The 25,806-nt window shown below is 55.5% G+C and carries 21 protein-coding genes; 6 read left to right on the forward strand and 15 right to left on the reverse strand.

Annotated features, from left to right (window positions below; genetic code table 11):
- Positions 1-5: 5 nt before the first annotated feature.
- Entirely contained in the window at positions 6-1,853 is a 1,848-nt protein-coding gene (locus FQ179_RS17620; RefSeq protein WP_149398796.1) for a dipeptide ABC transporter ATP-binding protein, read from the forward strand.
- Positions 1,854-1,917: 64 nt separating this feature from the next.
- The gene (locus tag FQ179_RS17625; protein WP_149398621.1) at positions 1,918-3,420 is read left to right on the forward strand and encodes an ABC transporter substrate-binding protein; all 1,503 of its coding nucleotides are present in this window, start codon (positions 1,918-1,920) and stop codon (positions 3,418-3,420) included.
- A 258-nt stretch (positions 3,421-3,678) separates the two neighbouring features.
- On the opposite strand, the gene FQ179_RS17630 is transcribed toward FQ179_RS17625, so the two are convergent.
- The 5 genes from FQ179_RS17630 to FQ179_RS17650 all read right to left on the reverse strand — a co-directional run bounded on the left by FQ179_RS17630 (position 3,679) and on the right by FQ179_RS17650 (position 8,500).
- The gene (locus FQ179_RS17630; protein ID WP_149398622.1) at positions 3,679-4,407 is read right to left on the reverse strand and encodes an ABC transporter ATP-binding protein; all 729 of its coding nucleotides are present in this window, start codon (positions 4,405-4,407) and stop codon (positions 3,679-3,681) included.
- Positions 4,404-5,153 (reverse strand): ABC transporter ATP-binding protein, encoded by a 750-nt coding sequence (locus FQ179_RS17635; protein ID WP_149398623.1) that lies wholly within the window; start codon positions 5,151-5,153, stop codon positions 4,404-4,406. Before FQ179_RS17635 ends, FQ179_RS17630 begins: the two co-directional genes overlap by 4 nt.
- Positions 5,150-6,040, reverse strand: a complete 891-nt coding sequence (locus FQ179_RS17640; RefSeq protein ID WP_149398797.1) for a branched-chain amino acid ABC transporter permease — start codon at positions 6,038-6,040, stop codon at positions 5,150-5,152. Before FQ179_RS17640 ends, FQ179_RS17635 begins: the two co-directional genes overlap by 4 nt.
- A gap of 56 nt (positions 6,041-6,096) precedes the next feature.
- A complete protein-coding gene (locus tag FQ179_RS17645) occupies positions 6,097-6,966 on the reverse strand; it encodes a branched-chain amino acid ABC transporter permease (protein ID WP_149398624.1) in 870 nt (289 codons plus the stop codon).
- Positions 6,967-7,237: 271 nt separating this feature from the next.
- A complete protein-coding gene (locus FQ179_RS17650; protein ID WP_149398625.1) occupies positions 7,238-8,500 on the reverse strand; it encodes an ABC transporter substrate-binding protein in 1,263 nt (420 codons plus the stop codon).
- 169 nt (positions 8,501-8,669) lie between these two features.
- On the opposite strand from FQ179_RS17650, the gene FQ179_RS17655 reads away from it, so the two are divergent.
- From FQ179_RS17655 to FQ179_RS17665, 3 genes are read left to right on the forward strand one after another with little or no spacing between them, the layout of a single operon-like run.
- The gene (locus tag FQ179_RS17655; protein WP_255475049.1) at positions 8,670-9,761 is read left to right on the forward strand and encodes an ABC transporter ATP-binding protein; all 1,092 of its coding nucleotides are present in this window, start codon (positions 8,670-8,672) and stop codon (positions 9,759-9,761) included.
- Between the two features lie 10 nt (positions 9,762-9,771).
- Positions 9,772-11,433 carry an iron ABC transporter permease gene (locus FQ179_RS17660; protein ID WP_255475050.1) on the forward strand — a complete coding sequence of 554 codons (1,662 nt, stop codon included), beginning with the start codon at positions 9,772-9,774 and terminating at the stop codon, positions 11,431-11,433.
- A gap of 25 nt (positions 11,434-11,458) precedes the next feature.
- Positions 11,459-12,463 carry an extracellular solute-binding protein gene (locus tag FQ179_RS17665; protein ID WP_149398626.1) on the forward strand — a complete coding sequence of 335 codons (1,005 nt, stop codon included), beginning with the start codon at positions 11,459-11,461 and terminating at the stop codon, positions 12,461-12,463.
- Between the two features lie 155 nt (positions 12,464-12,618).
- Here FQ179_RS17665 and FQ179_RS17670 read toward each other — a convergent pair whose 3' ends face one another.
- The 7 genes from FQ179_RS17670 to ppk1 form a co-directional block, all read right to left on the reverse strand.
- Positions 12,619-13,194: a putative toxin-antitoxin system toxin component, PIN family gene (locus tag FQ179_RS17670; RefSeq protein ID WP_149398627.1), complete on the reverse strand. Its 576-nt coding sequence runs from the start codon at positions 13,192-13,194 to the stop codon at positions 12,619-12,621.
- On the reverse strand, positions 13,191-13,658 hold the full coding sequence (locus FQ179_RS17675) for a helix-turn-helix domain-containing protein (RefSeq protein ID WP_149398628.1): 468 nt from the start codon (positions 13,656-13,658) through the stop codon (positions 13,191-13,193). The genes FQ179_RS17670 and FQ179_RS17675 overlap by 4 nt, the downstream gene beginning before the upstream one ends.
- 292 nt (positions 13,659-13,950) lie before the next feature.
- A complete protein-coding gene (gene pstB, locus FQ179_RS17680) occupies positions 13,951-14,727 on the reverse strand; it encodes a phosphate ABC transporter ATP-binding protein PstB (protein ID WP_149398629.1) in 777 nt (258 codons plus the stop codon).
- Between the two features lie 39 nt (positions 14,728-14,766).
- Positions 14,767-15,627 (reverse strand): phosphate ABC transporter permease PstA, encoded by an 861-nt coding sequence (gene pstA, locus FQ179_RS17685; RefSeq protein WP_149398630.1) that lies wholly within the window; start codon positions 15,625-15,627, stop codon positions 14,767-14,769.
- A gap of 13 nt (positions 15,628-15,640) precedes the next feature.
- Complete coding sequence (gene pstC, locus FQ179_RS17690; protein ID WP_149398631.1) at positions 15,641-16,579, reverse strand: phosphate ABC transporter permease subunit PstC; 939 nt, start codon at positions 16,577-16,579, stop codon at positions 15,641-15,643.
- A 160-nt stretch (positions 16,580-16,739) separates the two neighbouring features.
- Entirely contained in the window at positions 16,740-17,783 is a 1,044-nt protein-coding gene (gene pstS, locus FQ179_RS17695; RefSeq protein WP_149398632.1) for a phosphate ABC transporter substrate-binding protein PstS, read from the reverse strand.
- Positions 17,784-17,886: 103 nt separating this feature from the next.
- The gene (ppk1, locus tag FQ179_RS17700) at positions 17,887-19,962 is read right to left on the reverse strand and encodes a polyphosphate kinase 1 (RefSeq protein ID WP_149398633.1); all 2,076 of its coding nucleotides are present in this window, start codon (positions 19,960-19,962) and stop codon (positions 17,887-17,889) included.
- 198 nt (positions 19,963-20,160) lie between these two features.
- Here ppk1 and FQ179_RS17705 point away from each other — a divergent pair, with 198 nt between their 5' ends.
- A complete protein-coding gene (locus tag FQ179_RS17705) occupies positions 20,161-21,669 on the forward strand; it encodes a Ppx/GppA phosphatase family protein (RefSeq protein ID WP_149398634.1) in 1,509 nt (502 codons plus the stop codon).
- Between the two features lie 8 nt (positions 21,670-21,677).
- On the opposite strand, the gene glmM is transcribed toward FQ179_RS17705, so the two are convergent.
- The 3 genes from glmM to ftsH are packed head-to-tail and all read right to left on the reverse strand — an operon-like array spanning position 21,678 to position 25,770.
- Entirely contained in the window at positions 21,678-23,018 is a 1,341-nt protein-coding gene (gene glmM / locus FQ179_RS17710) for a phosphoglucosamine mutase (RefSeq protein WP_149398635.1), read from the reverse strand.
- A complete protein-coding gene (gene folP, locus FQ179_RS17715; RefSeq protein WP_149398636.1) occupies positions 23,011-23,853 on the reverse strand; it encodes a dihydropteroate synthase in 843 nt (280 codons plus the stop codon). Before folP ends, glmM begins: the two co-directional genes overlap by 8 nt.
- 21 nt (positions 23,854-23,874) lie before the next feature.
- On the reverse strand, positions 23,875-25,770 hold the full coding sequence (gene ftsH / locus FQ179_RS17720; RefSeq protein WP_149398637.1) for an ATP-dependent zinc metalloprotease FtsH: 1,896 nt from the start codon (positions 25,768-25,770) through the stop codon (positions 23,875-23,877).
- Between the last annotated feature and the right edge of the window lie 36 nt (positions 25,771-25,806).

Here is a 25,806-nt window from a genome sequence, read left to right on the forward strand (position 1 = left end):
AAACCATGCAAGACCAACGCGTCATCCAGGTATCCAACCTGAACGTCGTCTTCAAAACGCCAGAACGCACTGTAGCTGCCGTAAAAGATTTGTCTTTTCATGTTAGCAAAGGCGAGACCCTGGCCATCGTGGGCGAGTCTGGGTCTGGAAAATCTGTTACCTCTCTTTCACTCATGCGTCTGGTGGAGTTTGGCGGCGGCACGATTACGCAAGGCGAAATGCTTCTGCACCGACGTAACGGCAAGCTGATCGACCTGACCCGCGCCAGCGAGCCCGAGATGCGCAAGATACGCGGCGCCGACATCGCCATGATCTTTCAGGAGCCCATGACGTCGCTAAACCCCAGCTTCACGGCGGGCAGCCAGATTGCCGAAGCCCTTATGCTGCACCAAAGCCTGGATCACGCTGCGGCCAGGGCAGAGACCTTGCGACTGCTGGAGACGGTGCGCATTCCAGACGCCCGCGCTATTTTGGATCGCTATCCTCACCAGCTATCGGGCGGCATGCGCCAACGCATCATGATCGCCATGGCGTTGTCGTGCAAGCCTCAGGTATTGATTGCCGACGAGCCTACTACAGCACTGGACGTGACCATACAGGCCCAGATTCTGCAATTGATACGCCAGCTGCAGCAGGACATGGACATGGGCGTAATTTTCATCACCCACGATATGGGTGTGGTCGCGGAAGTGGCAGACCGCGTCATGGTGATGCTCAAGGGTGACAAGGTCGAGGAAAACGATAGCGACACACTGTTCAGAAACCCGACCCATCTTTACACGCGAGCGCTGCTCTCGGCCGTGCCCAGACTAGGGTCCATGAAAAACACCAACGAGCCCGCCCCCTTCAAGCTGGTGGGGGTGGATCAACAGCCCCAGGCCTCGTCCAGCAGCAGCCCTCCCAGCACCGCGCGCTACGATGAAGCGCCAGTCTTGCAGGTCGAGGACCTCGTCACCCGCTTTGACATCGCCAGCGGTATGTTCGGCCGGGTGCGTAGCCGGATCCATGCGGTGGAACAGGTCAGCTTTGATCTGTATCCTGGCGAAACCCTTGCCATCGTGGGCGAATCGGGCTGCGGCAAGACGACGACAGGACGCTCGCTGGCGCAGCTTGAGTCCATACGGGAAGGCAAGGTGAGCTTTCGTGGCCAGGACATCAGCCTGCTCTCGCGCGGGCAAAAACAGGCATTGCGCAAACATATTCAGTTTATTTTTCAAGACCCCTTCGCCTCGCTTGATCCGCGCGTAACCGTGGGCTATTCCATTATGGAGCCGTTGCTCATCCACGGCGTGGCCAAGGGCAAGAAGGCGATGGAGCGCGTGCGCTGGCTCATGGACAAGTGTGGGCTTACGCCCGAAATGGCTGACCGTTATCCGCATGAGTTTTCTGGCGGCCAGCGACAGCGGGTGTGCATCGCCCGCGCACTGGCCCTGAACCCGCAAATCGTGATTGCGGACGAGTCTGTCTCGGCGTTGGATGTGTCCATACAGGCGCAGATTGTTAACCTTTTACTGGACCTGCAGCGCGAATTTGGGCTCTCGATTCTTTTCATTTCCCATGACATGGCTGTGGTAGAACGTATAAGCCATCGTGTCGTGGTCATGTACCTGGGCCAGGTGGTTGAAATAGGATCGCGCCGCGCAGTGTTTGAAAACCCGCAACACCCCTACACAAAACGCCTTATGGCCGCCGTGCCCGTTGCCGATCCGAGCTATCGCCATCGCACCCACTCGCTTATGGTCGATGAAATACCCAGTGCCGTCAGAAGCATCGACGACAAGCCTGTGGTCCAGCCGCTGGTAAGGGTGAGCGACGACCATTTCGTGGCGCAACACCCCATAGGTGTTTACTGAGCAACTATTGTTAACGCTGTCATAAAGGAGTACAACCACCCACTTCCACCAAGGGAGGGCGCTCATGTATAACAACGCATTCAAACTGGCGCTGATTGCTGGCTTGCTTTGTTCTGGTAGTGCATTTGGTCAGAGCACATTGCGCGTAGGCCTGCAAGATGATCCCGACCAACTGGATCCCGTTCGAGCGCGAACTTTTGTTGGACGTATTGTGTTCGCTTCACTCTGCGACAAGCTGGTAGACATAAAGCCCGACCTGTCCTTCACGCCTGGGCTCGCGACGGCCTGGTCTTGGATAGACGACAAAACCTTATCGTTCACGCTGCGCGACAAGGCGGTGTATCAGGATGGCACGCCCATAGACGCTGCCTCGGTCAAGGCCAACCTGGATCGCGCCAAGAACCTGCCCGACAGCAACCGCAAGAGCGAACTAAGCACGCTGGTGAGTGTGGACGCGCCTGACAGCAAGACAGTCATACTGCACCTGAGCGAACCCGACGCCTCTCTGCTTTCGCAACTCTCGGACCGCGCCGGCATGATGCAGTCACCCGCCAGCTTCGACAAGGACCCCGGCAAGAACCCAGTGTGTTCTGGCCCCTATCGATTCAAGAACAGGGTGCAGAATGACCACATTACACTGGAGAAATTTCCAGAGTACTGGGACGCGGGCAGCTACCACTTCGACACAGTCATCTTTAAGCCAGTACCTGACGCCACTGTGCGGCTCAATAGCCTGCGCGCAGGCGGGCTTGATATCGCTGAGCGGATCGCCCCCAGCGATGCGCAAATCGTCAAGGACGATCCAGCCCTCAAGTTCGTGCCACTCACTGGCCTTGGCTTCCAGGCTATCTCCGTCAATTTCGCCAATGGTCCGCGCGCCGATAATCCGTTTGCCAAAGACGAGCGCATACGTCAGGCTTTTGATCTTTCCATTGACCGCGATGTCATCAACGACATCGTCGGCACAGGCCTGTACCAGCCTGCCTTCCAGCCCTTTCCCCCAGCCAGCTTTGCCTATGACAAATCTATAGAGCGCAAAGGCCGGGACGTCAAAAAGGCACGCAAACTGCTCAAAGAAGCAGGTTTCGATCGAGTGAAGGTGGAGATATCGTATGGCAACAGCACCATCATGCAACAGGTGTTCGAATTGATACAGGCCATGGGTAGCGAAGCCGGTTTTGACATCAGCTTGCGGCCCATGGAGTTTGCTGCCCTGCAATCCACCCTGGCGCGCGGTGATTTCCAGCTGGCCCAGGCGGGGTGGTCTGGCCGCGTAGACCCCAGTGGTAACGTGTTCCAGTATGTGTCGTGCAAGGGCAGCCTGAACGATGGCAAGTTCTGCGACAAAGACATGGACACTCTGCTCAATGAAGCCAGGCAAGAGCTGGATACTGCCAAGCGCAAGCAGCTATATAGCGAATTTCTCAAGCTCATGCAGGTCAAACATCCTATTTTCTACACCTACTACCTGCCATGGACATTCGGCGTGCAAAAAGCCATACAAGGTTTCGTCCCCTACCCTGACGGTCTTATAAGGCTGAAAAACGTCACACGCCAAGGAAAATAACGTTTACCACCCGCCCTCCCCCAGCGGTCTGATTGCCGTGGTCACGGACAGGCAGGCGCTTACAGGTGTAATGGCTTCAGCAGTTGCTGCTCCATGCCAATCGCGGCAGCCATCACAGCTGTCGTCATTCCAGGCCCTGCACGCGTAGAGCAAGCAGGGCTTTTTTATTTCATCATGACTCCAGCCGGGTACTTCGCTGGACCACGCCAAAGCCCAATACAGCAGGTTTATCAAAGGCCATTTTTTATTCCCGCCGCTTCACTTCATTTCGGCCTCATCCCACTTCTCGGCGCTTGCACCCGCCAGCGCTCGCATGCGCTCTTCATCCTGGCCGAACGCGGCGGCCGAGCCTTCGTACACGATGCCGCCATCATCGAGCACATAGGCGCGGTCAGCAATCTCAACTGCGGCGCGCACGTTCTGCTCAATCAAGAGCACGGATGTGCCGGCGTCCCGTGTTGCCTTCACTACCCGGAACACTTCCTGCACGATCAACGGCGCCAGACCTTGCGAAGGCTCGTCCAACAGCAACAGCCTCGGATTGAGCAGCAGTGTGCGAGCGATGGCTAGCATTTCCTGCTCTCCGCCAGACAATTGCCTACCCTTGTTGCTCTTGCGCTCCTCCAGCCGGGGAAACAGTTTATAGACGGCAGGTATGGTCCAGGGCCCCGATCGCTCCACCGGGACTTTCAGGTTTTCATCTACGGTGAGGTTGGCGAAGATGCGCCTGCCCTCGGGCACGAACCCCACCCCCATGGCGGCAATGCGGTAAGGTGGCCATCTGGTCGTGTCCTTGCCAAGGATATGAATGGCACCGCTACGCGCGGGCGTAAGCCCGATAATGCTGCGCAGCGTCGTAGACTTGCCCGCGCCATTGCGGCCAAGCAGCGTCACAAGCTCGCCCTCGCCGACGACCAGGCTGACACCATCGAGAATATGGCTTTTACCGTAGTAGGTATGGATATCCTTAACTTCCAGAGCATTCATGCCGCCTTCCCCAAATAAGCCATTTGCACGGATTCACTGGCTGCGATGTCGTCGGGTGCCCCTTCATCCAGAACCCTGCCTTCAGCCAGCACAGTTATACGATCAGCCAGATTAAAAATAACGCGCATGTCGTGCTCAACCAGAACAATGGTCAGTTCCTGTTCGCGATGCAGTTTGCGTATTAGCATGGCCGTGCTGTAGGTTTCCCGACTGCCCATCCCCGCTGTGGGTTCATCGAGCAACAGCAAACGGGGCTTTAAGGCCAGCGTCATCATGATCTCGGTCGCGCGCTGATCGCCGTGCGACAGCTCACCCGTTAACCTGTCTGCATTAGCCTGCAGACCACCCATGTCCAGCAACTCGTCCACTCTTTCCTGTGCACGGCCGACGTCAGACCGGCTCATCCATGGCCTGAGCCGCAGGCCCATCGCAAGCTCCACAGGCGTGCGCAAATTTTGCCTCACGGTAAGTTCAGGGAAAATTTCAGTAATCTGAAATGTACGGGCCATACCCAACGCCACCCGCTCATGCGCTGCCGTATTCGTGATGTCGCGCCCATCAAGCACAATATTCCCGGCCGTGGGCTTGAAAAAGCCGCTGATCAAATTGAAAAAAGTGGTCTTGCCCGCACCATTGGGCCCTATGAGTGCGCGCAACTCGCCTTTCTCGACCGCCATCGACACATCATCGACCGCCACGAGATGACCGAATTTCTGAGTGACATGGTTCACTTCCAGCATACTCATGGCAGCCTCCTGCGGATGATGCCGAGCACCCCTCTGGGGAAAAACAGCACAATCAGCACGAAAAACAAACCGATGAAAAACAGCCAGTTCTGCGTGTAACTGGACACATAATCTTGCAGCACCACAAAAATGGCAGCACCGATCAATGGCCCCCAGAACGAACGCATGCCCCCGATGACCGCCATAATCACGAAGTTGCCCGACACCGTCCAGTGCAGAGAGCGCGGGTCCACAAAGTTGTTGAGCAGTGCGTACAGCGCGCCAGCAAGGCTGGCAAAGACAGCCGAAATCACGAAGGCGATCAGTATATGGCGCTCTACCGGTATGCCGAGGAATCTGGCGCGTCGCTCGTTCTCGCGTATGGCCAGCAGCGTGCGCCCGAACGGTGAGCGCAGAATCAGCGCCATAATGCCCACCGACACCGCGAACAAAGCCAGCACCACATAATAGAAAGTGACGCCGCTCGATACGATATCGATTTTGGTCAGGCCCAGGTCTATGGGCACACGCCGCCATCCAGTCAGGCCATCGTCGCCGCCCGTGACGGTATTCCATCTAAATGCGATGAAATAAAACATCTGCCCGAATGCAATCGTGACCATGGCAAAGTAGATACCCCGCAACTTGACGATAAGGGCGCCCACTGCCGCAGCGGCAAGGGTACCGACCAGAACGCCAACCAGAATCCCCAATGGCGTGCTGGGCGCCACATACTTGATCATCAAGCCTACACCGTATGCGCCCAGACCAAAATACGCGGCATGCCCAAAAGAAAGCACCCCCGTAAAGCCCAGCAGAAAATTAACCGACATCGCCGCAAGCCCCAGGACAAGCACGCGCGTGGCAAGACCCGTGTATCCTCCGACGGCTCCCATCCAGTAAGGCATGGTCAGCAACAGAATCCACAGGATTACGTTCCAGAAAAGTGTCGCGTTGCGTTCGTTCACAGATTCATCCCCTCTTCGCCCAGCAATCCTCTCGGACGCATCAGCAACACGACAGCCATCATCAAATAAATAATTGCTTCAGAGGCCGAAGGTAGGAAAACCGTAGCAATCCCCGACACCACGCCTATCAGCAACCCTCCCAGCAAAGTGCCGACCAGGCTGCCAAGACCGCCTACGATAATGGCAACAAAGCTAGGCATGATGAGCGCATCACCCATGGTTGGCTGCAGCCCAAGAAGTCCGGCAGCAAGCACGCCGGCCAGTCCGGCCAGGTATATACCCAGGCCGAAATTCAGATTGCGCAACAGACGTACATTGACACCCAGGGCCGAGACGGTTTCCAGATCCAGGGTTCCGGCCCGGATGCGTATACCCAGGCGTGTGCGTGTCAGGATGAAAAACAGACCGGCCACGGTAATGGTTACCAGAATCACCATGAAGACACGGTAGCCAGTCAGGAAGAAAAGATAGCTGCTCAGAGGTTGCATAAGCCAGTCAGGCACCTGAAAAGGCAGACTTTGCGCGCCCCAGATGTAGCGCAGACTATCTTCGAACACATAGGCCAACCCGAAGGTCAGCAACAGACCGTAGAGCGGGTCGCGGCCATATAACCGCCTGATCATCACCCGCTCGATAACCAGCCCAAGTATGGCGGTCAGGACAGGTGCGACGATGAGCGCCCCCCAGAATCCCACATAGGGAACCAGCTCATACGCAATATAAGCGCCCAGGGCCAGAAAGCCGCCGTGGGCAAAATTGATGACACTGGTGAGGTTGATGATCAGAGAAAGACCCAGCGCCATCAGAGCATAGAAGGCGCCCACGATCAGGCCGTTGAAAATATTGAAGAGAATCAGCTCAGTCATTCAATGATCCCTCATGCAGAGATTCTGAGTCCGGCACAAGGCCAGGACTGGACAATCGGGCGGGCTGACCCGCCCGCCGCTACTGCTGCTGCTACTGCTGCTACTGCTGCTACTGCTGCTGCTGCTGCTTCTGCTACTGCTACTGCTACTGCTACTGCTGCTGCTGCTGCTGCTACTGCTGCTGCTTCAGCGGTGCCGCTGCTTCTGCTACTGCGGTGCTCATGCGGTGCTCGTGCGGCTGCCTCTGCTGCCTCTGCCGTCTCTGCTGCAATCAAGTCTTGGGCCAGACCATCTTGCAACCGGATTCCTCCACCGTGCCCGCCACATCTTTGCCATGCACAATCGTATCTACATGGAAAAGATCATCCGGTGTACTTCCCTTGGCCTGCGCATGGCCCACGAAGAGTGACCCGATCAATTGGTTCTGATCTTTTCGATAAAACGGCGTATCGGGCATCAACCCGACTTCAGGTGGCAACTCCATGCCCTGCAGCGCCTGCGCCATCTTGACGGCATCCAGTGACTTGGCCTTGTTGGCCGCGAGCGCACATGTCCACGCCCCAACAAAACCAAACCATGTCCTCGCGGTTGGCACCCTACCTGTTTTCTTTTTGATGGCGGCCACAAACTCGTCCACATGCGGCACATTGGGCTGCACGTGATACCACTCTGCCACCCAGTCACCAATACGCGCTTCGGGGGGCAGGCCTTCCAGCACCTCCAGTTCGGTATTAGCGCCAGCCAGGTGTATGCGCTTTTCGAGGCCGAACTGCACGGCCTGCTTGAGTGCATTGAGCAGGTCATCGCCGTTCATCAGAAACACAATGATGTTCGGGTTGGTCGCCTGCGCCTTGATAAGATAAGACGAAAAGTCTGTGGTGCCCAAGGGAATGAGATCCTCCCCCAGCTTGGTGCCACTGTACTGTTTCAGATTGGCGTCGTAGCCGTCCTGAAGGGTATGCCCAAACGCGTAGTCAGAAGTCAGGAAGTACATTTTCTTCCCGTATTTTTCCATCAGGGTTTTGGCAATAGCGTTGGTGAGCATGCGCGTTGTATTGCACACGCGAAACACGTTCCAGTGACAAGACGTACCGGTGACGGCATCGGTGTGCCCACCAGGAACAACGTGTAGCACACCTTTTTCGTGGCTGACCTCGGCCATGGCCAACGACAATGCCGAGTTGACATTGCCCAGCAGAAAATTGACCTTGTCCCGGTCGATCAGCTTGCGGGCTTTTTGCACCGCCGTGCCAGCGTCACCGCTGGTGGAGTCCTCAATTAACAACTCGGCTGGACGGCCGAGTATTCCACCTTTAGCGTTGATCTGCTCAACGGCAAGCTGACAACCAGTAAGTTCGTTTTTGCCGGTGGCGGCATACGTTCCAGTGAGCGGGTTATCGAGCCCGAGTCGAACTGATTGTTCGCCGCGCGCCTGAATAAGCATGGGCGGGGCCAGTTGCGCCAGCCCTGTTGCTGCGGCCAACTGCAGCACGGCACGCCGACTGATGACGGATGACTTTTTCTGTTGCTCCATGGGACGCCTCCTCAACAAAGCCGTAGCGCATGGTGGTTCCATGCCGACCTCTTGGTTTGCGATCCCTTGTTTCAAATGTGCGCCCGCACTCAACTTCTGTCAATCTCTATTTACCCTGCCTGCAGCGCTCCATGAGAACCCTGTATCTCCTGTATTTCTACTATCAGGTATGCTGCATACCTTATATCTGCTTACACTCATCACACTCATGGCCGAAATTACGATAGAAGGCGTCACTAAACGCTACGGGGACGTAACCATCATCGATAAGCTGTCCCTGCAAGTCAGGCATGGCGAATTCTTTACGCTTCTTGGGCCTAGCGGATGTGGCAAGACCACCCTGCTGCGCATGATCGCGGGCTTCATTGTTCCCGACGAGGGCCGCCTGCGGCTCGATGAACAAGACATCACCTACATGCCGGCGCACAAGCGCGAAACCGGCATGGTATTTCAGGACTATGCACTCTTCCCTGATAAAACTGTGTTTGACAACGTTGCCTACGGCCTGAGAGTGCGTAAGTTTTCTTCACGCCAGATCGCCGACAAGGTGGGTCAAATACTGGAACGCGTAGGGTTGGGACACCTGCCCAAACGCTATCCGGGCGAGCTGTCTGGCGGCCAACGCCAGCGAGTAGCTCTTGCGCGAGCACTTGTCATCGAGCCGCGTGTGCTCCTGATGGACGAGCCGCTGTCCAATCTTGACGCCAAGCTGCGCATACAGATGCGCGATGTCATTCGCCAGCTGCAGCAAGAATCCAAGATCACAGCCATTTTTGTTACGCACGATCAGGAAGAGGCCCTGTCCATGTCCGACAGAATCGCGCTGCTGCGACAGGGCAGAATAGATCAGCTTGATACGCCCGAAGGGCTTTATGCTCGCCCTGCCACGTCGTACGCGGCAGACTTCATCGGCGCCGCCAACCTCATCACCGTGCAGGGCCTCGCGACGCAGGCCGACAGCATGCAGGTCAGCATTGCTGGTGGCCATATTCACGTGCCCGGCGTCGTCTCGGGTGCCGACTGGCAATTGGCAGCGCGCCCGGAACACATCACCATGCACCCAGATGGCGATGCCCCAGGCCGTATCTCGGCCCAGGTTCTCTACCGGCGCTACCTCGGCTTCAAGGCTACTTACGCCCTGCGCCTGTCGGACGGCGCTACGATCAACGTCGATGTACCCGCTGCCAACGATGCGGCTTATGCTCCCGGAACGGCCGTATTCTTGAGTTTCAGCCCTGAATGCCGGCTAGTTCGCGCCTGACACGACCACCATGAATATGAACCTGCAACGCCTGCGCTCTCCATGGCTGATACCGTCTTTGTTCTGTCTGGCCGCGCTTATTGCGCTGGTTATCTGGCCCCTGGCATCGCTCTTTTATCAAAGCGGCATTGATCCGCAAACCGGAAAGCTCAGTCTTGCCGGGTTCCGGAGCTTTTTCGGTAACCCGCGCTATGTGCAGGCTTTCACCAACACCGTAATTCTGGGTGCCGTGTCGACAACGGGTGCAGTATTGCTGGGTGCGCCGCTTGCGTATATTGTGGCCCGTTTTGACTTCCCCGGCAAAAGCATAGTGGCGCTGCTACCGCTGGCCACCATCATCCTGCCTGATATCGTTGTGTCACAGGCCTGGCTCATGCTGCTGGGCAACAACGGCATTGTCCGCCTGGCACTCGAAAGCATAGGCATAGACCTGCCGTCGTTTTACGGCTGGTTCGGCATGACCTTCGCGCTCATTCTGAATGATTACACCTATGTGTACATCGGCATGCTGGCCGCGCTCAAGGCCATAGACGGCGCCATCGAAGAAGCAGCGGTCAACCTGGGCGCAAGCGATCTGCGCCGCACCCTCACCGTAACACTACCCGTTCTGGCTCCGGCCCTGCTCATCAACGCCATGATTGTCTTTACACTGGCCGTCGACAACTTTTCCATCCCCATGATTCTGGGCGGGCGGGTCGACGTGCTTTCGTCGCTCACCTACACCACGTTTCTGTCAGAGATGGGCGGCAACCCCATTATGCAAAGCGTGCTGGCCGTGGTGTCTGTGGTGCTGGTCGGGTTTGTACTCTTTGTACAAAAGCGTGTGGTCGAAAGAAAAACCTATCAGATGTCGCAGGGGCGTGCTCCCCTGGCCGTGCGCGCACGCGGCCTGACGGCAGTGTTGCTGACAGCATGGGCCACCCTGTTTGTTGCGTTTTCCATGATACCTGCCGTCATTGTAGTCATTGGTGCGTTTACCAAAGCGCGCGGCCCCGTCATGAAATACGGCACATGGACATTCGAAAACATGGAACGCGCAGTGCGTACTGCGCCAGAGCCCATACTCAATTCACTGATGCTGGCCAGCGTGGCGGCGATTGCCGGCACCTGTTTTGCCACCCTCGCCAGCTACCTGATTGTCAAGAAACGTATTTGGTCTGTCACCATTCTTGATTACGTGGTGATGCTGCCACTGGCTATATCCGGCACAGTACTGGGCATTGCGCTAATCCATACCTACAACAGCGGGGCCATTATTCTTACTGGCACGTGGGTCATCATGGCTTCGGCCTTATTCGTGCGCAAGGTACCGTTTTCTATACGCTCGGCCTCCGCATCGCTGTACAGCATTCCCGACTCCATCGAAGAAGCGTCCATCAATCTTGGTGTCTCGCCCATTGCCAGCTTTTTCAAAGTAGTATTGCCAGTGATGAAGCCTGCCATATTTGGTGCAGCCATACTCATGTGGGTGACGTCGCTGGCCGAACTGTCCGCCACCATTGTGCTGTATTACGGCGGCATGGAAACCATGCCCATACAGATGTTCCGTCAGATTGACGCAGGGTTTCTTGCCCGGGCATCCGCCTATGGCGTAATTTTGATGATCGTCATCATCGTTCCCATTTACCTGGCCGTGCGTTTTCTCAAGCTCGACCTATTCTCAAGCCGTTGATTCTAATAACTCCAGGAGGGGCACCATGTTCAACCCACGTTATCTCAGGCACTGCATTGCCGCCACACTTGGCAGCGCCGCGCTACTCGCCGGAACGTCTGCCGTCGCCGCCGACGCCATCGTCTACACATCGAACAATGTCCAGACCATCGAAACCGCGCTGGACATAGCCCGCAAGAAGGCGCCAGATCTGAAAATTCAGAAAGTGACATCCGGCACGGGTGCGCTCATGAAACGCATCGAAGCCGAATCTGCCAACCCGCTGGGCGACGTAGTTTGGGGCGCCGGTTTTGGCACCATGGCAGCCTATAAACAGAATTTCCAGCCCTATCAGTCCGCCGAAACCAAGGGGCTGGACCCGCGATTTATCGGTCCAGACAACCTCTGGGCAGGCAGCAACGTGCACGTCATGGTCATCATGATCAACGACAAGCAACTCAAGGGCATGGCCGCACCCACGCGCTGGGCTGATCTGTTTGACCCCAAATGGAAAGGCAAGCTCATCGTCGGTGACCCTGGCTCGTCAGGCAGCACCTACGACCAGATGTACGGGTTGTATCAGCTATTCGGTCAGGACGGCTTCGACAAGCTGGTCGCCAACGCCGACATTTCTCGTAGCTCCGCGCAAATCTACAAAAGCGTGGCCAACGGCGAGTATGCAGTTGGCATTACCATGGAATACGCAGCCTATGCCTACATCGCCGGCGGCCAGAAAGAAATAAAAATCGTCTATCCGGAAGAAGGCGCTTTTGTTGCGCCCGAGGCCGTGGCCATCATCAAAAACCCCAAAAATGGCGACAAGGCCGCTGAGCAGCTTTATGACGTCCTGCTGTCCAAAGATGTTCAGGAGGCTGAGCTTACCGACAATTTCCGTCGACCCAGCCGCTCGGACATCGACGTGGCGTCGCTCACGGAACTGCCTAACCTGAAAGACATCAAAATCGAGGCCACCGACCCTATGAAAGCCGCCGCCGCCTATGAAAGCATTATTGGCGCCTGGAAAAAGGCACAGGACAAAGCGGGCAAGTAAGTTAGACGGCCATGTGTAATGCATGGCCGGTCTACCCCGCGGCATCTACTTAAATCTGGAAACGTCGCTAAGCCAGCCTTAATTGACGCCTCGCGTCGTCGCAGCCCTCAGAGTAATCTGAGGCTGCCTCTTGTTTTCCCGTACCACACTACTCGTCAAAGAATAGACTGATAGGGGCTCAGTACCTTGACAGTCTGAACCAGCCCCTGGCGCAGCAGCACATCCAGGTAGCGATCGATATTTATCGTGGGGTTCTTGAGTTGGGCACGATGGCGCTGGGCGGCTGAGATAACCGCAGCCTGATCCAAATCGAATAGGTTCTCTATGAACTCATCCGGGTGCTGCGCTTCGATGCCGAACGGAGCCAGCGCGGTGTTCGGGAAATCTTTTTGGTTGAAAGTTACGATGACGCTGGCACTGCAACGAATGGCAGCGACCAAGACATGCCGATCCTCAGGATCGGGCAGCATCAGCCCGGCGATGAGGGGCTCGTGACCAGTGACCAAGGCGTCTGGGATAGCGTGATCCATCAATGCCGATGTGCGGTCCAGTTGCTCAGGCTTAAGATCGCTGCGCTTTAGCAAAAGATTGCGTTTCCATTCATTGTGAATCTGCGCACTCCAGCGCGCACGAAACCGCCCTGAGAGCGCCAGCCACATCAAAAAATCCGGCAGCGGTGCGGGATACAGGACGCAAGCATCGTAGACGGCAGTAAATGATGAATGCCTCACTCGTACCCCAGGGCCAGCTCCTGAGCCTGCTTCGCCAGTTCTTCCATAGCTTGGCCGCTGACACGTTCACGTTCAGTCTTGAACTGCATCAGATCGGCAAACCGTACGCGGCGGTGCTTGCCCGTCTTGTGAAACGGTAGCAAACCGTCTTCAAGAAGTTTAACTAAGTGCGGTCGCGAGACATTAAGAAGGTCAGCCGCTTCCTGGGTGGTCAGCTCGGCATGCATGGGGACGACTTGAACGGCGTTGCCATCCGCCAACTCGGCCAGAACATCGACGAGCAGACGCAATGCCGATGTCGGTAACTCGACTTGGTGTGCCCGATTATGATCGTCGAAAATCTGGATGCTCTGGGTCTCGAACTTAGTGGCAAGATAAGCCGCCAAGGCGCGCTGGCCTTGTACAGCCGCTTTCCTCTCGCACTCGACTGGAAGGGTCATTTTGAACAGCGGCGTGTTTGACATGGAAGACTCCGATGAGTCAGAAAGTACGCGCCCATTATAAACAAAATAATCGAAACAAACGAAAGAGTTAATACTGTAGACGACCGTGATATAGAGCCAATCTGCTCCACCCATTGGCGCCCAGATCTGGGCACCAATAGGCGGGACCACGCTCTCTGAGCCTATGCCTTCGCGTCACAAGCTGATGCAGTCCACTGCAGATGATTTTGCTGTGCCGGTAATGAGCAGTAGCCAGACCCAGTGCACGCTCACTCACGCTGTATAAGATCTGGCCCAGAATAAATCAAAAAAATCAGCCAAAACGCCCGGTGATGTAGTCTTCGGTTTCTTTGCGGGCCGGCTTGACAAAGATCTGGTCGGTTTCACCGAACTCCATGAGTTCGCCCAGATACATGTAGGCTGTGTAGTCAGAACAGCGGGCCGCCTGCTGCATGTTGTGCGTGACAATAACCACCGTGTAGTCAGACTTAATCTCGGCGATCAGCTCTTCAATTTTGGCAGTAGAAATGGGGTCAAGCGCCGAACACGGTTCATCGAGCAGCAATACCTCAGGCTTGATGGCTACCCCGCGCGCAATGCACAGGCGCTGCTGCTGCCCACCTGAAAGCCCGTTGCCGCTTTGATTGAGCTTGTCTTTTACCTCATTCCATAACGCTGCTTTGGTCAGTGCCCACTCTACACGCTCGTCCATCTCACCCTTGCTGAGCCGCTCAAAAAGACGCACCCCGAACGCAATATTGTCGTAAATGCTCATGGGAAACGGCGTAGGCTTCTGGAACACCATGCCAACTTTGGCGCGGATTAACGAAATATCCATCTTGGAGGACAGCAGGTTTTCGCCATCAAGATTGATTTCGCCTTCAGCGCGCTGGCCTGGGTAAAGCTCGAACATGCGGTTAAACGTGCGCAGCAGTGTGGACTTGCCGCAACCTGAGGGCCCGATAAAAGCAGTGACCTTGTTTTCTTGGATAGACAGGTTTACATCTTTAATGGCCTGAAACTTACCGTAGTAGAAATTAAGGTTTTTGACTTCCAGCTTGATGCGTTCGGCAGGAGGTTTGTTATGCATGAATGGTTCCCGACCAGGCCAGGGGGCCTGGCGTTCAAGTTATTTACGGAACAGGCTGCGAGCCAGAATATTAATGCCCAGCACCAGCAAGGTGATCATGACAGCGCCTGCCCAGGCCAGGCGATTCCAGTCTTCAAACGGGCTGGCTGCGTACTGGAAAATAACCACTGGCAAGTTGGCAATAGGTGCGTTCATGTTCAAACTGAGAAACTGGTTGTTCAGCGCGGTAAAAAGCAAAGGTGCGGTTTCACCTGAAATGCGGGCAACTGCCAACAACACCCCGGTCATAATGCCCGAACGGGCTGCGCGGTAACTGATAAACACCACTATTCGCCATTGCGGGCACCCCAGGGCTGCCGCCGCTTCGCGCAGGCTGTTTGGCACCAGCAGCAACATATTGTCGGTCGCGCGCACCACAACAGGTATAACCAGTATGGCCAGGGCAAATGAACCCGCCCAACCAGAATAATGGCCGACCTGGGCAACGTATACCGCGTAAATAAACAGGCCAATAACAATAGATGGCGCTGAAAGCAACACATCATTTAAAAAACGCGTGGCCGGGGCCAACCAGCCACGTTTACCGTATTCAGCCAGATACGTACCCGCCAGCACACCAATCGGCGTGCCGACAAGCGTGGCCACCGCTGCCATCATGACACTGCCCAGTATGGCATTGAGCAGGCCACCAGCAGCACCGGGCGCAGGTGTCGACTGGGTAAGCAAGGTAAGCGAAAGTGCGCTGCCACCTTTTACCAGCAGGGTAAGAATGATCCAGCTTAGCCAGAATAAGCCGAATACCACGGTGGCACTCGAGAGCACCAGCATGATCTGGTTGAACCGGCGTCGCCGACGATATACGGGGTTTGCAAGACCAATCGTCGAATTAGAAGAAAACATGATGTGGCCCTGCCTAGTGCGAAGTACCCTCGCCCTTGGCGAGGTGCTGCAGCATGAGTTTGGAAAACGCCAGCACAACCGTGGTGATCAAGAACAAGATCAACCCCAGTTCAAGCAGCGCGCTTTTTTGCATGCCACCGGCCTCGTTGAACTCGTTGGCCAGTGCTGAGGCAATTGAGTTGGATGGCGAAAAAATCGACGATGGAAGATTGAACGCATTACCAATGACAAAGGTGACCGCCATGGTTTCGCCCAGTGCCCGGCCCAGACCAAGCATGATGCCGCCAATAACGCCTGTTTTTGTAAAAGGCAACACCACCTTCCAGACAACCTCCCAGGTTGTACTGCCCAGACCATAGGCAGACTCTTTCAGCATGGGGGGGACCAATTCAAACACATCACGCATGACAGCCGTGATGAAAGGGATAACCATAATCGAAAGAATAAGCCCAGCTGTAAAGACGCCGATACCAAATGGCGGGCCGGCAAAAATATCGCCCAATACCGGCACCCCTTCGAACAGGTCAATAACATGAGGCTGCACGTATTCTTGAAAAACAGGCACAAACACAAACAGCCCCCACATGCCATAAATAATGGACGGGATGGCCGCCAACATTTCAATGGCCGTACCCAGCGGACGCCGCAGCCAGGTGGGAGACAGCTCGGTCAGAAACATGGCAATGCCGAACGACACTGGCACCGCAATCGCCAACGCAATCAGCGACGTGAGCAGGGTTCCGGCAATAGGTACCATGGCCCCGTAGATATTTTGGACGGGGTCCCAATTATTTGTCCAGATAAATGCCAGACCATACTCGGCAATCGACTGGCGGCTACCCCACACCAGCGACACCATAATGGCACCCAGCAGCACGAACACCAAGAACGCAAACGTACGCGTCAGGTTTTTGAACACGGCATCGAACAGTGCGTTCCGGTTATGTTTCATGTGTATCTTCTGGCTTTCTGGAAGTGCCAATTATATAAAGCATGTAGGTGAGGTTTGGGCGCTAGGGCTCAAAGGCGTCATTTTCACACAATTGGGACGGTACCACCTTCGCGGCCCGTCCCAGCCAGGTCACAGGGCCGTGACCCCGGATCGTCGCGTTTTACTTCCAGACAGCGCTGCCGTCAGTCGCTTTGATGTCGGTTTTCCAGGATTCGGTAATTTGGCTGGTAACTGCTTGGGGCAAAGGTACATAATCAAGCCCTTGCGCCATCTCGCCACCTTGTTTGAATGCCCAGTCAAAGAAAGCCAGAACCTCTTTTGCCACTTCGGGTTTTTGCTGCGTCTTGTGGATCAGAATAAAGCTGGCCGCCGTGACAGGCCATGAATCGGCACCTGGCTCGTCGGTGAGCACTACCCCCATACCAGGTGTTTTTTTCCAGTCGGCATTGGCTGCTGCCGCCGCAAACGACTCTTGTGAAGGCTGTACATACTTGCCGTCTTTGTTCTGCAGTTGCGCCCAGGGCAGCTGATTTTGCTTGGCATAAGCATACTCAACGTAGCCAATCGAGTTTTTAAGCTGACGCACATACGCCGCAACCCCTTCGTTGCCCTTGCCGCCCTGCCCTGCAGGCCACTTGACCGCTTTGCCTTCGCCTACTTTTTGTTTCCAGTCAGGCGACACTTTGGACAAATAATTGGTCCAGCCAAACGTCGTGCCGGAACCATCAGACCGGTGCACCACGATAATTGAGGCAGAAGGCAGTTTCAGGTCAGGATTAAGCGTCTTGATGGCTGCGTCATCCCATTTGGTAATTTTACCCAGGAAGATATCGGCGAGAACAGCGCCCGAAAGCTTCATCTGGCCCGCTTCTATGCCGGCCACGTTCACGACGGGAACCGTGCCACCGATAATGGCAGGAAACTGCAGCAATTGGTTTTCTTCAAGAGCCTGGGCCTTCATGGGGTCATCAGAGGCGCCGAAATCAACTGTTTTTGCAATAATCTGTTGCTGCCCACCGCCTGAACCGATGGACTGGTAATTAACGCGATTTCCTGTCTCTTTGTGATATTGAGCAGCCCATTTGGCATAGATAGGAAAGGGGAACGAAGCACCTGCACCCGTAATGTCTGCGGCATGCGCGACCAGCGAGGCCGCACCCAATGCGATACTGACAGAAACTTGCACAAAAACGCGTTTAAGCATGAAGAAGTCCTTTTGGAATCTGTTGCATGTCATTGACAGGTACACCCTGTCAAGAACGTCATAGTACGCAGCCAATATGACATGTTCATGACAATGCCATGGTTTATTGATCGCTTAATGTCTGCAACAGATGCTCATGCAAATTCAATGGCTTGCCCCTGCCTTTAACCTTGACATAGGTGCCATCAGACAAGCCTCGCCAGGCCAACTGATTGTCACGCAGCGCGTAAGTTAGTGCCTCGCTGATCACACGTTTTTTAAGCGCTTTGTCCAACACAGGAAAGCCAATTTCTACGCGCCTGAAAAAATTACGATCCATCCAGTCTGCCGACGATAAATATACTTTTTCTGTGCCATCTGCATAAAAATAAAAGACTCTGGCGTGCTCAAGAAAGCGACCAATAATGGAACGCAAGCGTATGTTCTCTGACAGGCCTGGCACCCCAGGGCGCAATGCGCAGGCACCGCGCACGATCAGGTCTATTTGTACCCCCGCCTGGCTGGCCTTGTACAGCGCCTCGATAATAACGGGCTCAAGCAAGGAATTCATCTTGGCCATAATACGGGCCTTCTTGCCAGCTTTGGCATTAAGCACTTCGTCACGCAATAGCGCCAGCATGGATTCGTGCAGCGTAAAGGGCGACTGCAACAACAACTGCAACGGACGTCGTGCGCCCAGGCCAGTAAGCAAAGAAAACACATTATCCAGATCGTGGCACAGCTTCTGATCTGCGGTAAGCAGGCCAAAATCAGTGTAAAGACGTGCCGTACGCGGATGATAGTTGCCCGTACCCAAATGCCCGTAACGACGGATCGCACCTTTTTCACGCCGCAGCACCAGCATCATCTTGGCATGGGTCTTGTGACCCACAACGCCATAGCTTACGTGCGCTCCCACCTCTTCGAGCCGGGCAGCCCAATTGATATTGGTCTGCTCGTCGAACCGGGCCATGAGTTCAACCACCACAGTAACCTCTTTGCCGGCTCGCGCTGCGGCCAGCAGCAGACGCATGAGCTCGGAGTCTTCGCCCGTGCGATAAATGGTTTGCTTGATGGCAACGACTGCCGGGTCGCGTGAAGCTGCACGCAGAAAACTTAGGACGGGCTGAAACGACTGATACGGGTGGTGCAACAGACGATCTTTGCGCGCAATAAGGGCAAAGAGCTCGTCAGCGTTGTCGGTTAGCACATCGAACGGTGGCGGCACGCAGGGATCGTGCTTGGGAAACAAAAGATCAGGGCGATCAATGGTGTTGCACAGCTGCAAAAGCCGCGACAGGTTGACCGGCCCAATTACCCGATACGTATCGTGCGGCTGCAACAAAAACTCGTGCTGCAGAAACACCTCCAGCGCTTCGGGCATGGCATGGTCAATTTCAAGCCGTACCGCCGCACCAAAATTGCGCTGGGACAACTCACCTTGCAGTGCCTGTCGCAAATTGGTGATTTCTTCTTCATCGACGAACAGGTCGCTGTTGCGCGTTACCCGCCACTGATAAACGCCTTTGACATCAAGGCCCGGAAACACGTCTCCCACAAAGGCACTGATCAGCGCCGACAAAAGCACATACCCGTGCGGCACACCCGAAACGCTGTCTGGCACCCTCATGACACGTGGCAAGGCACGTGGTGCCTGTACGATGGCTATTGATGCGCTGCGGCCAAAGGCGTCTTGCCCCGACAGCGACACGATGAAGTTGAGGCTTTTGTTGTATACACGCGGAAACGGATGAGCAGGGTCAAGCCCGATGGGGGTAAGCATGGGCATGACATCACGGTTAAAAACGTCGTAAGCCCATTGCCGCAGGGTGTCTGACCAAAAAACAGGCTCAAGCAACACAATGCCTTGCCTCTCTAACGCTGGCAATACTGCCCCGGTGAGCATCCTGCTTTGCCGATCAATCAGCTTGTGGGCTGCCTGTTGCACGAGGTCGAATGCCTGACTGGGCGTCAACCCATCCTGGCCGACCAGGCCAGGTGTCTGGCGCTGCTGCTCTTTCAAGCTGGATATGCGAATTTCAAAAAACTCATCCAAGTTGGAGCTGACAATGCACAGATACCGCAGACGCTCGAGCAGCGGCACGTCAGGATACTCAGCCATAGCCATAACCCGCTCGTTGAATTTCAGCAGCGACAATTCGCGATTGAGCAAAGGCGGGTTTAACGGCTCAGACGACATAAATGCTTTACTTTTGAGATAAAAAAACCTGATTTAACAAACGCCTGTTACTCATGCATGAAAACCGGCAGGGATGCTCTCAATACTATAGAAACCTCAAGCTTTTCGCCACTTGCACGGCTTTCTGAAACATGAATCCCGTCTTTATGGCGGATCGACCACTATAATCCCCACCGTACCTAGTTCAAGAGCCCCCTAATGGACCACCTGCTTGCCGCCATCGACCTTGGCTCCAACAGCTTCCGGCTATCTATCGGACGCGTCGTGCAACAAGATGGGAATGCCCAGATCTATTCCCTCGACAGAATGAAGGAGTCCGTCCGGCTCGCTGCCGGGCTTAACGATGACAAGATAGTCGACGAAATCTCCATACTGCGCGCCATCAGCGTACTCAAGCGATTTAACGAGCTGCTGGTAGGGTTTCACCCCGACCGGGTAAGGGCTGTTGCGACCAACACGTTTCGTATCGCCCGCAATGCTGCTGAGGTCGTGCAGCGCTGTCAGGATGCGCTAGGGTTCCCCATAGAGATTATTTCAGGACAAGAAGAAGCACGACTTATTTTCTCGGGTATTACCAACGAACTACCGCCTTCCGATAATCGGCGCCTCATGATAGACATAGGCGGGGGCTCAACCGAAGTTATTATCGGCAAAGGCTTCAAACCTATGTATCTGTCTTCGCTGTACATGGGTTGCGTCAGTTATACGCGCAAGTTCTTCCCCGACGGCCACATTAACGCCGAACGCATGGAGCGTGCCGAAATTTCAGCACGAAGAGAGCTTGAAGGTATTTCAAGGCTTTATCGCAAAGCAGGCTGGCAAGAAGCGTATGGCTCGTCAGGCACAGCCAAAGGCCTGATTGCGGTGCTTCAGGAAAGCGGCATGTCCAAAAAAGGCATCACGCTTGAAGGCCTGCAAAAACTCAAGGCCAAGCTAATACAAGATGGCGAGGTCGTCATGGATGCACTGCCCGGCCTCAAGCGCGATCGTTCGCTTGTGCTCGCAGGCGGGCTGGCCATTATGCTGGCGGCCTTCCAGGAGCTAAACATTAAGGCCATGGCGCCAGGAGAAGGCGCGTTACGCGTCGGCGTGCTGTACGATTTGCTGGGCCGTGATTCAGAACACGACAAGCGTCACGAAACCGTGCGGCAATTTACGAAGCGTTACCATGTTGACATCAACCAGTCAGAGCGCGTAAAAAACCTGGCACTCACCTTCTTTAGCCAGCTAAAGCCTGAAGACAACGTGCCAGAATACCAAGAGCTGCAGCGCACACTGGAATGGGCGGCCGATCTTCACGAGATCGGGCTCAGCATTGCACACGCCAACTACCATCAACACAGTGCGTATATTCTGGAGAAGGCCGACATGCCCGGTTTCTCCAACGATGACCAACAACTGCTGGCGTTCTTTGCGCTGGGGCATCACGGCAAAATATCCAAACTGCGTGCCCGCTCGCCGTCGCGGCCCCAATGGCTTACTCTGCTGTGTTTGCGGCTGGCTGTGCTGCTGTCACGCCGGCGCGAAACGGCAGAAAACCTGCCGGTTTCAATCGCCGTCGACAACCGCACCATCACGGTCAGGGTCGAAGCCCACTGGCTCGCAGAGCGTCCTCTGTCAGACTACTCGTTACGAGCCGAAAAACGCGAATGGGTTAAGGCCGGCTTTGACTTCGAGATCGAAACCGTTGAGTCAAAGAAAAACTAAGCCGACGCTCAGTTGAGATCAACGGCAACCAGTTGCTGTATGCCGTCTTCGACCAGGCTCATGTCTTCAGCCTCAACCATAAGACGCAGTTTTGGCTCGGTGCCTGAAGCCCTGATCAATACACGCCCCCGATCACCCAGCATTTTCTCGACTTCCTCTCTGGCGGCTTGCAACCCAGCATGCGACTTCCAGTTCACGCCAGCAGCCAATGGCACGTTGACCATTTTCTGGGGGTACATTTTGAGATCTTCGAGCAACTGGGAAAGCGTCTTGCCACCATGCCGTACGGCGGTAAGTACCTGCAGTGCCGCAATAATGCCGTCACCTGTAGTGTGGCAATCGAGACAGAGCAAATGGCCCGAGCTTTCGCCACCGTAAAGCCAGCCACGTTTCTGAAGCGACTCAAGCACGTAGCGGTCGCCCACATTGGCACGCTCAAAAGACACACCCAGAGATTGCAATTGCTTCTCAAGACCCAGATTGGTCATTAGCGTGCCCGAAACCCCAGCGACGGGGTTAGTTGCCATGCGGTCGCGCACAATAACGTACAGCAGCTCGTCACCGTTATAAATGCGGCCATCGCTATCCACCATTTGCAGCCGATCGGCATCACCATCAAGGGCAATACCCAGATCTGCACCACGCGCCTTTACTTGAGCCGCCAGGTGCTCAGGATACGTTGCACCCACGCCATGGTTGATATTGAGGCCATCAGGTTCGCACCCGATGGCGTGCACCTCTGCACCCAGCTCGCGAAATACGTGCGGAGCAATGCGATAGGCTGCACCATTGGCCGCATCGACGACAATGGATAGGCCGGACAGGTCAAGCTCGTTGGGGAAGGTGCTTTTGCAGAACTCAATATAACGACCTGTGGAGTCTTCAAGACGGCGCGCACGCCCCAGCGCTTCAGAACCTACACAATTAAGCGGCTCACCAATGGCTTTTTCGATTTCAAGTTCGATTTCGTCTGGCAACTTGGTGCCCTGGGCCGAGAAAAACTTGATGCCATTGTCTTGGAATGGATTATGCGAGGCGCTAATGACAATGCCTGCTGTCAGACGCAAAGCCCTGGTCAGGTATGCCACTGCTGGCGTCGGTACTACACCGGCCAGCAGCACATCAACACCCGCTGCCGACAGACCGGCCTCAAGCGCTGACTCGAGCATATAGCCCGAAATACGCGTATCTTTACCGATGACCAGAGAGGGACGACCATGGCCGCCATGATGGCGGGCAAACACAAGCCCAGCCGCATAGCCAAGCCGCAGGGCGAACTCTGCGTTGATGGTGGGGCCGCCCACCTCACCCCGTACACCGTCGGTACCAAAATATTTGCGCTCAGACATTAGAAACTCCGTATTCGATTGCGCGCCACACCTTGACCGCATCGACAGTCTCGGCCACATCATGAACACGCAGTATATGCGCCCCTCGGGCGATTCCGGCCAGCGCCGCCGCAACACTACCGGCAACACGCTCAGCGGGGTTACGGCCAACCACATGGCCTATCATGGATTTACGCGACAGCCCAAGCAGCCAGGGGTACCCCTGGTTCTGCACCTTATCGAGCTGGCGCAATAAAAGAAAATTTTGTTCGACCGTTTTGCCAAAACCAAAGCCGGGATCGAGAATAATGCGGTTTGCCGCCACGCCACCCCATCGCAACGCATCGGCCCGTTCGGCCAGAAACTGCCCCACCTCGGCCACTACGTCGGTATAGTGGGGAGCCTGCTGCATGGTTTTGGGCTCGCCTTGCATGTGCATGACGCACAGCGCGCACCGGGCATGTGACACAGCTTCAATCGCGCCTTCACGGCGAAACCCATACACGTCATTAATCATGTCGACACCAGCAGCTATGGCCTGGCGCATAACCTCGGGCTTGAACGTGTCAACAGACAGCGGAATGCCATCACTACGTAACGCGTGGATAACGGGAAGAATTCGGTCGAGTTCTTCTGCGGCGCTGACTGGCACGGCACCTGGCCGGGTCGACTCGCCGCCAATATCGAGCAGATCAGCCCCCTGGCTGATAAGCAGACGCGCATGGCCCACCGCTGCATCTGCATCGAAATGGGCCGCGGCATCAGAGAAGGAATCAGGGGTAACGTTGACGATACCCATGATAAGCGGGCGTTCAAGGCTAAGCTCGAAGCGCCCGCAGACCAGTACTGAACTCATTGTGTGGGAGAGTTCAGATTATCAGACCGGGGTGGTTGCCGTATCGCCACCAGCACTGGCCAGACCCGCAGGAGGCGTCTTGTCAGACGGCTCGTTGCTGACAGCCGGCGGCTGTGGCGCACGTGGTGGCCGGCCTTCCATGATGTCATTGATCTGGTTTGCGTCGATGGTTTCCCACTCAAGCAACGCCGCCGTCATGGCCTCGATTTTGTCACGATTATTTTCGATGATGGTACGTGCAACGGTGTACTGCTCATCGATAATGCTGCGAATTTCGTGATCAACCTTTTGCATGGTGGCTTCTGACACGTGCGTTGTCTTGGTGACGCTGCGACCGAGGAAGACTTCGCCTTCGTTTTCAGCATAAACCACCGGGCCGAGGGAGTCAGTCATGCCATAGCGCGTAACGATGTCGCGAGCAATGGCAGTTGCCCGCTCAAAGTCATTGGAAGCGCCTGTGGTCATCTGGTTCATGAAGACTTCTTCAGCGATACGCCCGCCGAACAACACCGCAATGGTATTGAGCAAACGCTCTTTGTCCATGCTGTAACGGTCGCCATCAGGCAATTGCATGGTTACACCCAGTGCACGACCACGCGGAATAATGGTTACCTTGTGCACCGGATCTGTTTTGGGAAGCATACGCGCAACCAGAGCATGGCCAGACTCGTGATACGCCGTGTTGCGACGCTCTTCTTCAGGCATGATAAGCGAGCGGCGCTCGGCACCCATAATGATCTTGTCTTTGGCCATTTCGAAGTCGCTCATGTCAACCACGCGACCACTGCGGCGCGCGGCAAACAATGCAGCTTCGTTCACCAGGTTGGCCAGATCGGCACCTGAGAAACCTGGCGTACCACGTGCGAGCACCAAGGCATCGACGTTAGTGGCCAGCGGCACTTTGCGCATGTGAACTTTAAGAATCTGCTCACGACCCCGGATATCGGGAAGCGATACAACCACTTGTCGGTCAAAACGGCCCGGACGCAGCAGCGCTGGGTCAAGCACGTCGGGACGGTTGGTGGCTGCGACAACCAGTACACCCACGCCAGTTTCAAAACCGTCCATTTCAACCAGCAACTGGTTAAGTGTTTGTTCACGCTCGTCGTTGCCACCACCCAGGCCTGCGCCACGTTGGCGGCCTACCGCGTCGAGTTCGTCAATAAATATGATGCATGGCGCCTGTTTTTTGGCGTTTTCGAACATATCGCGCACACGTGCCGCGCCCACGCCGACAAACATTTCGACGAAGTCTGAGCCCGAAATACTGAAGAAAGGCACCTTGGCTTCACCCGCAATGGCTTTTGCCAGCAAGGTTTTACCTACACCGGGCGAGCCCACCATGAGTACACCACGAGGAATACGGCCACCCAGACGCTGAAACTTTGTGGGGTCGCGCAGGAAATCAACCAGCTCTTGTACGTCTTCTTTGGCCTCATCACACCCAGCCACGTCGGCAAAGGTAATGTGATTGGTGTTTTCGTCCATCATGCGTGCACGGGATTTACCGAAGCTGAATGCCCCGCCCTTGCCGCCACCCTGCATTTGGCGCATGAAGAACACCCACACGCCGATAAGCAGCAGCATGGGGAACCACGAAATGAAGATGCTGGTCAGGAAAGACGGCTCTTCACGCGCCTTGCCGGACACCTGCACACCACTCTTGACGAGTTCGGGCACCATCCACAGATCGCCAGGCGATGTCAGGCTATACGGTCGCCCGGCATCAGGCGTAACGTATAACGTGTCGCCCTGGATGTCCACTTTATTGATGCGGCCTGCCTGTGCATCATTCATGAACTGGGTGTAAGTTACTGTATCTGTTGTGGCGGGGCGCCCGTCAAACTGTTTAAACACTGTAAACAGCACGAGCGCGATCACCATCCAGATCGCAACCTTGGAAAATGAGTTGTTCAAAGCCAATCTCCTACTTGTAACCTAAGCTTGCCAAAC

This window comes from Pusillimonas sp. ANT_WB101, from assembly GCF_008369125.1.
Classification (GTDB): domain Bacteria; phylum Pseudomonadota; class Gammaproteobacteria; order Burkholderiales; family Burkholderiaceae_B; genus Allopusillimonas.

Excerpts from the sequence above, each read along its gene's own strand:
- FQ179_RS17620 (WP_149398796.1), top strand. The coding sequence starts at position 6 with ATGCAAGACCAACGCGTCATCCAGGTATCCAACCTGAACGTCGTCTTC.
- FQ179_RS17625 (WP_149398621.1), top strand. The coding sequence starts at position 1,918 with ATGTATAACAACGCATTCAAACTGGCGCTGATTGCTGGCTTGCTTTGT.
- FQ179_RS17630 (WP_149398622.1), bottom strand. The coding sequence starts at position 4,407 with ATGAATGCTCTGGAAGTTAAGGATATCCATACCTACTACGGTAAAAGC.
- FQ179_RS17635 (WP_149398623.1), bottom strand. The coding sequence starts at position 5,153 with ATGAGTATGCTGGAAGTGAACCATGTCACTCAGAAATTCGGTCATCTC.
- FQ179_RS17640 (WP_149398797.1), bottom strand. The coding sequence starts at position 6,040 with ATGCCTTACTGGATGGGAGCCGTCGGAGGATACACGGGTCTTGCCACG.
- FQ179_RS17645 (WP_149398624.1), bottom strand. The coding sequence starts at position 6,966 with ATGACTGAGCTGATTCTCTTCAATATTTTCAACGGCCTGATCGTGGGC.
- FQ179_RS17650 (WP_149398625.1), bottom strand. The coding sequence starts at position 8,500 with ATGGAGCAACAGAAAAAGTCATCCGTCATCAGTCGGCGTGCCGTGCTG.
- FQ179_RS17655 (WP_255475049.1), top strand. The coding sequence starts at position 8,670 with ATGCTGCATACCTTATATCTGCTTACACTCATCACACTCATGGCCGAA.
- FQ179_RS17660 (WP_255475050.1), top strand. The coding sequence starts at position 9,772 with ATGAATATGAACCTGCAACGCCTGCGCTCTCCATGGCTGATACCGTCT.
- FQ179_RS17665 (WP_149398626.1), top strand. The coding sequence starts at position 11,459 with ATGTTCAACCCACGTTATCTCAGGCACTGCATTGCCGCCACACTTGGC.
- FQ179_RS17675 (WP_149398628.1), bottom strand. The coding sequence starts at position 13,658 with ATGTCAAACACGCCGCTGTTCAAAATGACCCTTCCAGTCGAGTGCGAG.
- pstB (WP_149398629.1), bottom strand. The coding sequence starts at position 14,727 with ATGCATAACAAACCTCCTGCCGAACGCATCAAGCTGGAAGTCAAAAAC.
- pstA (WP_149398630.1), bottom strand. The coding sequence starts at position 15,627 with ATGTTTTCTTCTAATTCGACGATTGGTCTTGCAAACCCCGTATATCGT.
- pstC (WP_149398631.1), bottom strand. The coding sequence starts at position 16,579 with ATGAAACATAACCGGAACGCACTGTTCGATGCCGTGTTCAAAAACCTG.
- pstS (WP_149398632.1), bottom strand. The coding sequence starts at position 17,783 with ATGCTTAAACGCGTTTTTGTGCAAGTTTCTGTCAGTATCGCATTGGGT.
- ppk1 (WP_149398633.1), bottom strand. The coding sequence starts at position 19,962 with ATGTCGTCTGAGCCGTTAAACCCGCCTTTGCTCAATCGCGAATTGTCG.
- FQ179_RS17705 (WP_149398634.1), top strand. The coding sequence starts at position 20,161 with ATGGACCACCTGCTTGCCGCCATCGACCTTGGCTCCAACAGCTTCCGG.
- glmM (WP_149398635.1), bottom strand. The coding sequence starts at position 23,018 with ATGTCTGAGCGCAAATATTTTGGTACCGACGGTGTACGGGGTGAGGTG.
- folP (WP_149398636.1), bottom strand. The coding sequence starts at position 23,853 with ATGAGTTCAGTACTGGTCTGCGGGCGCTTCGAGCTTAGCCTTGAACGC.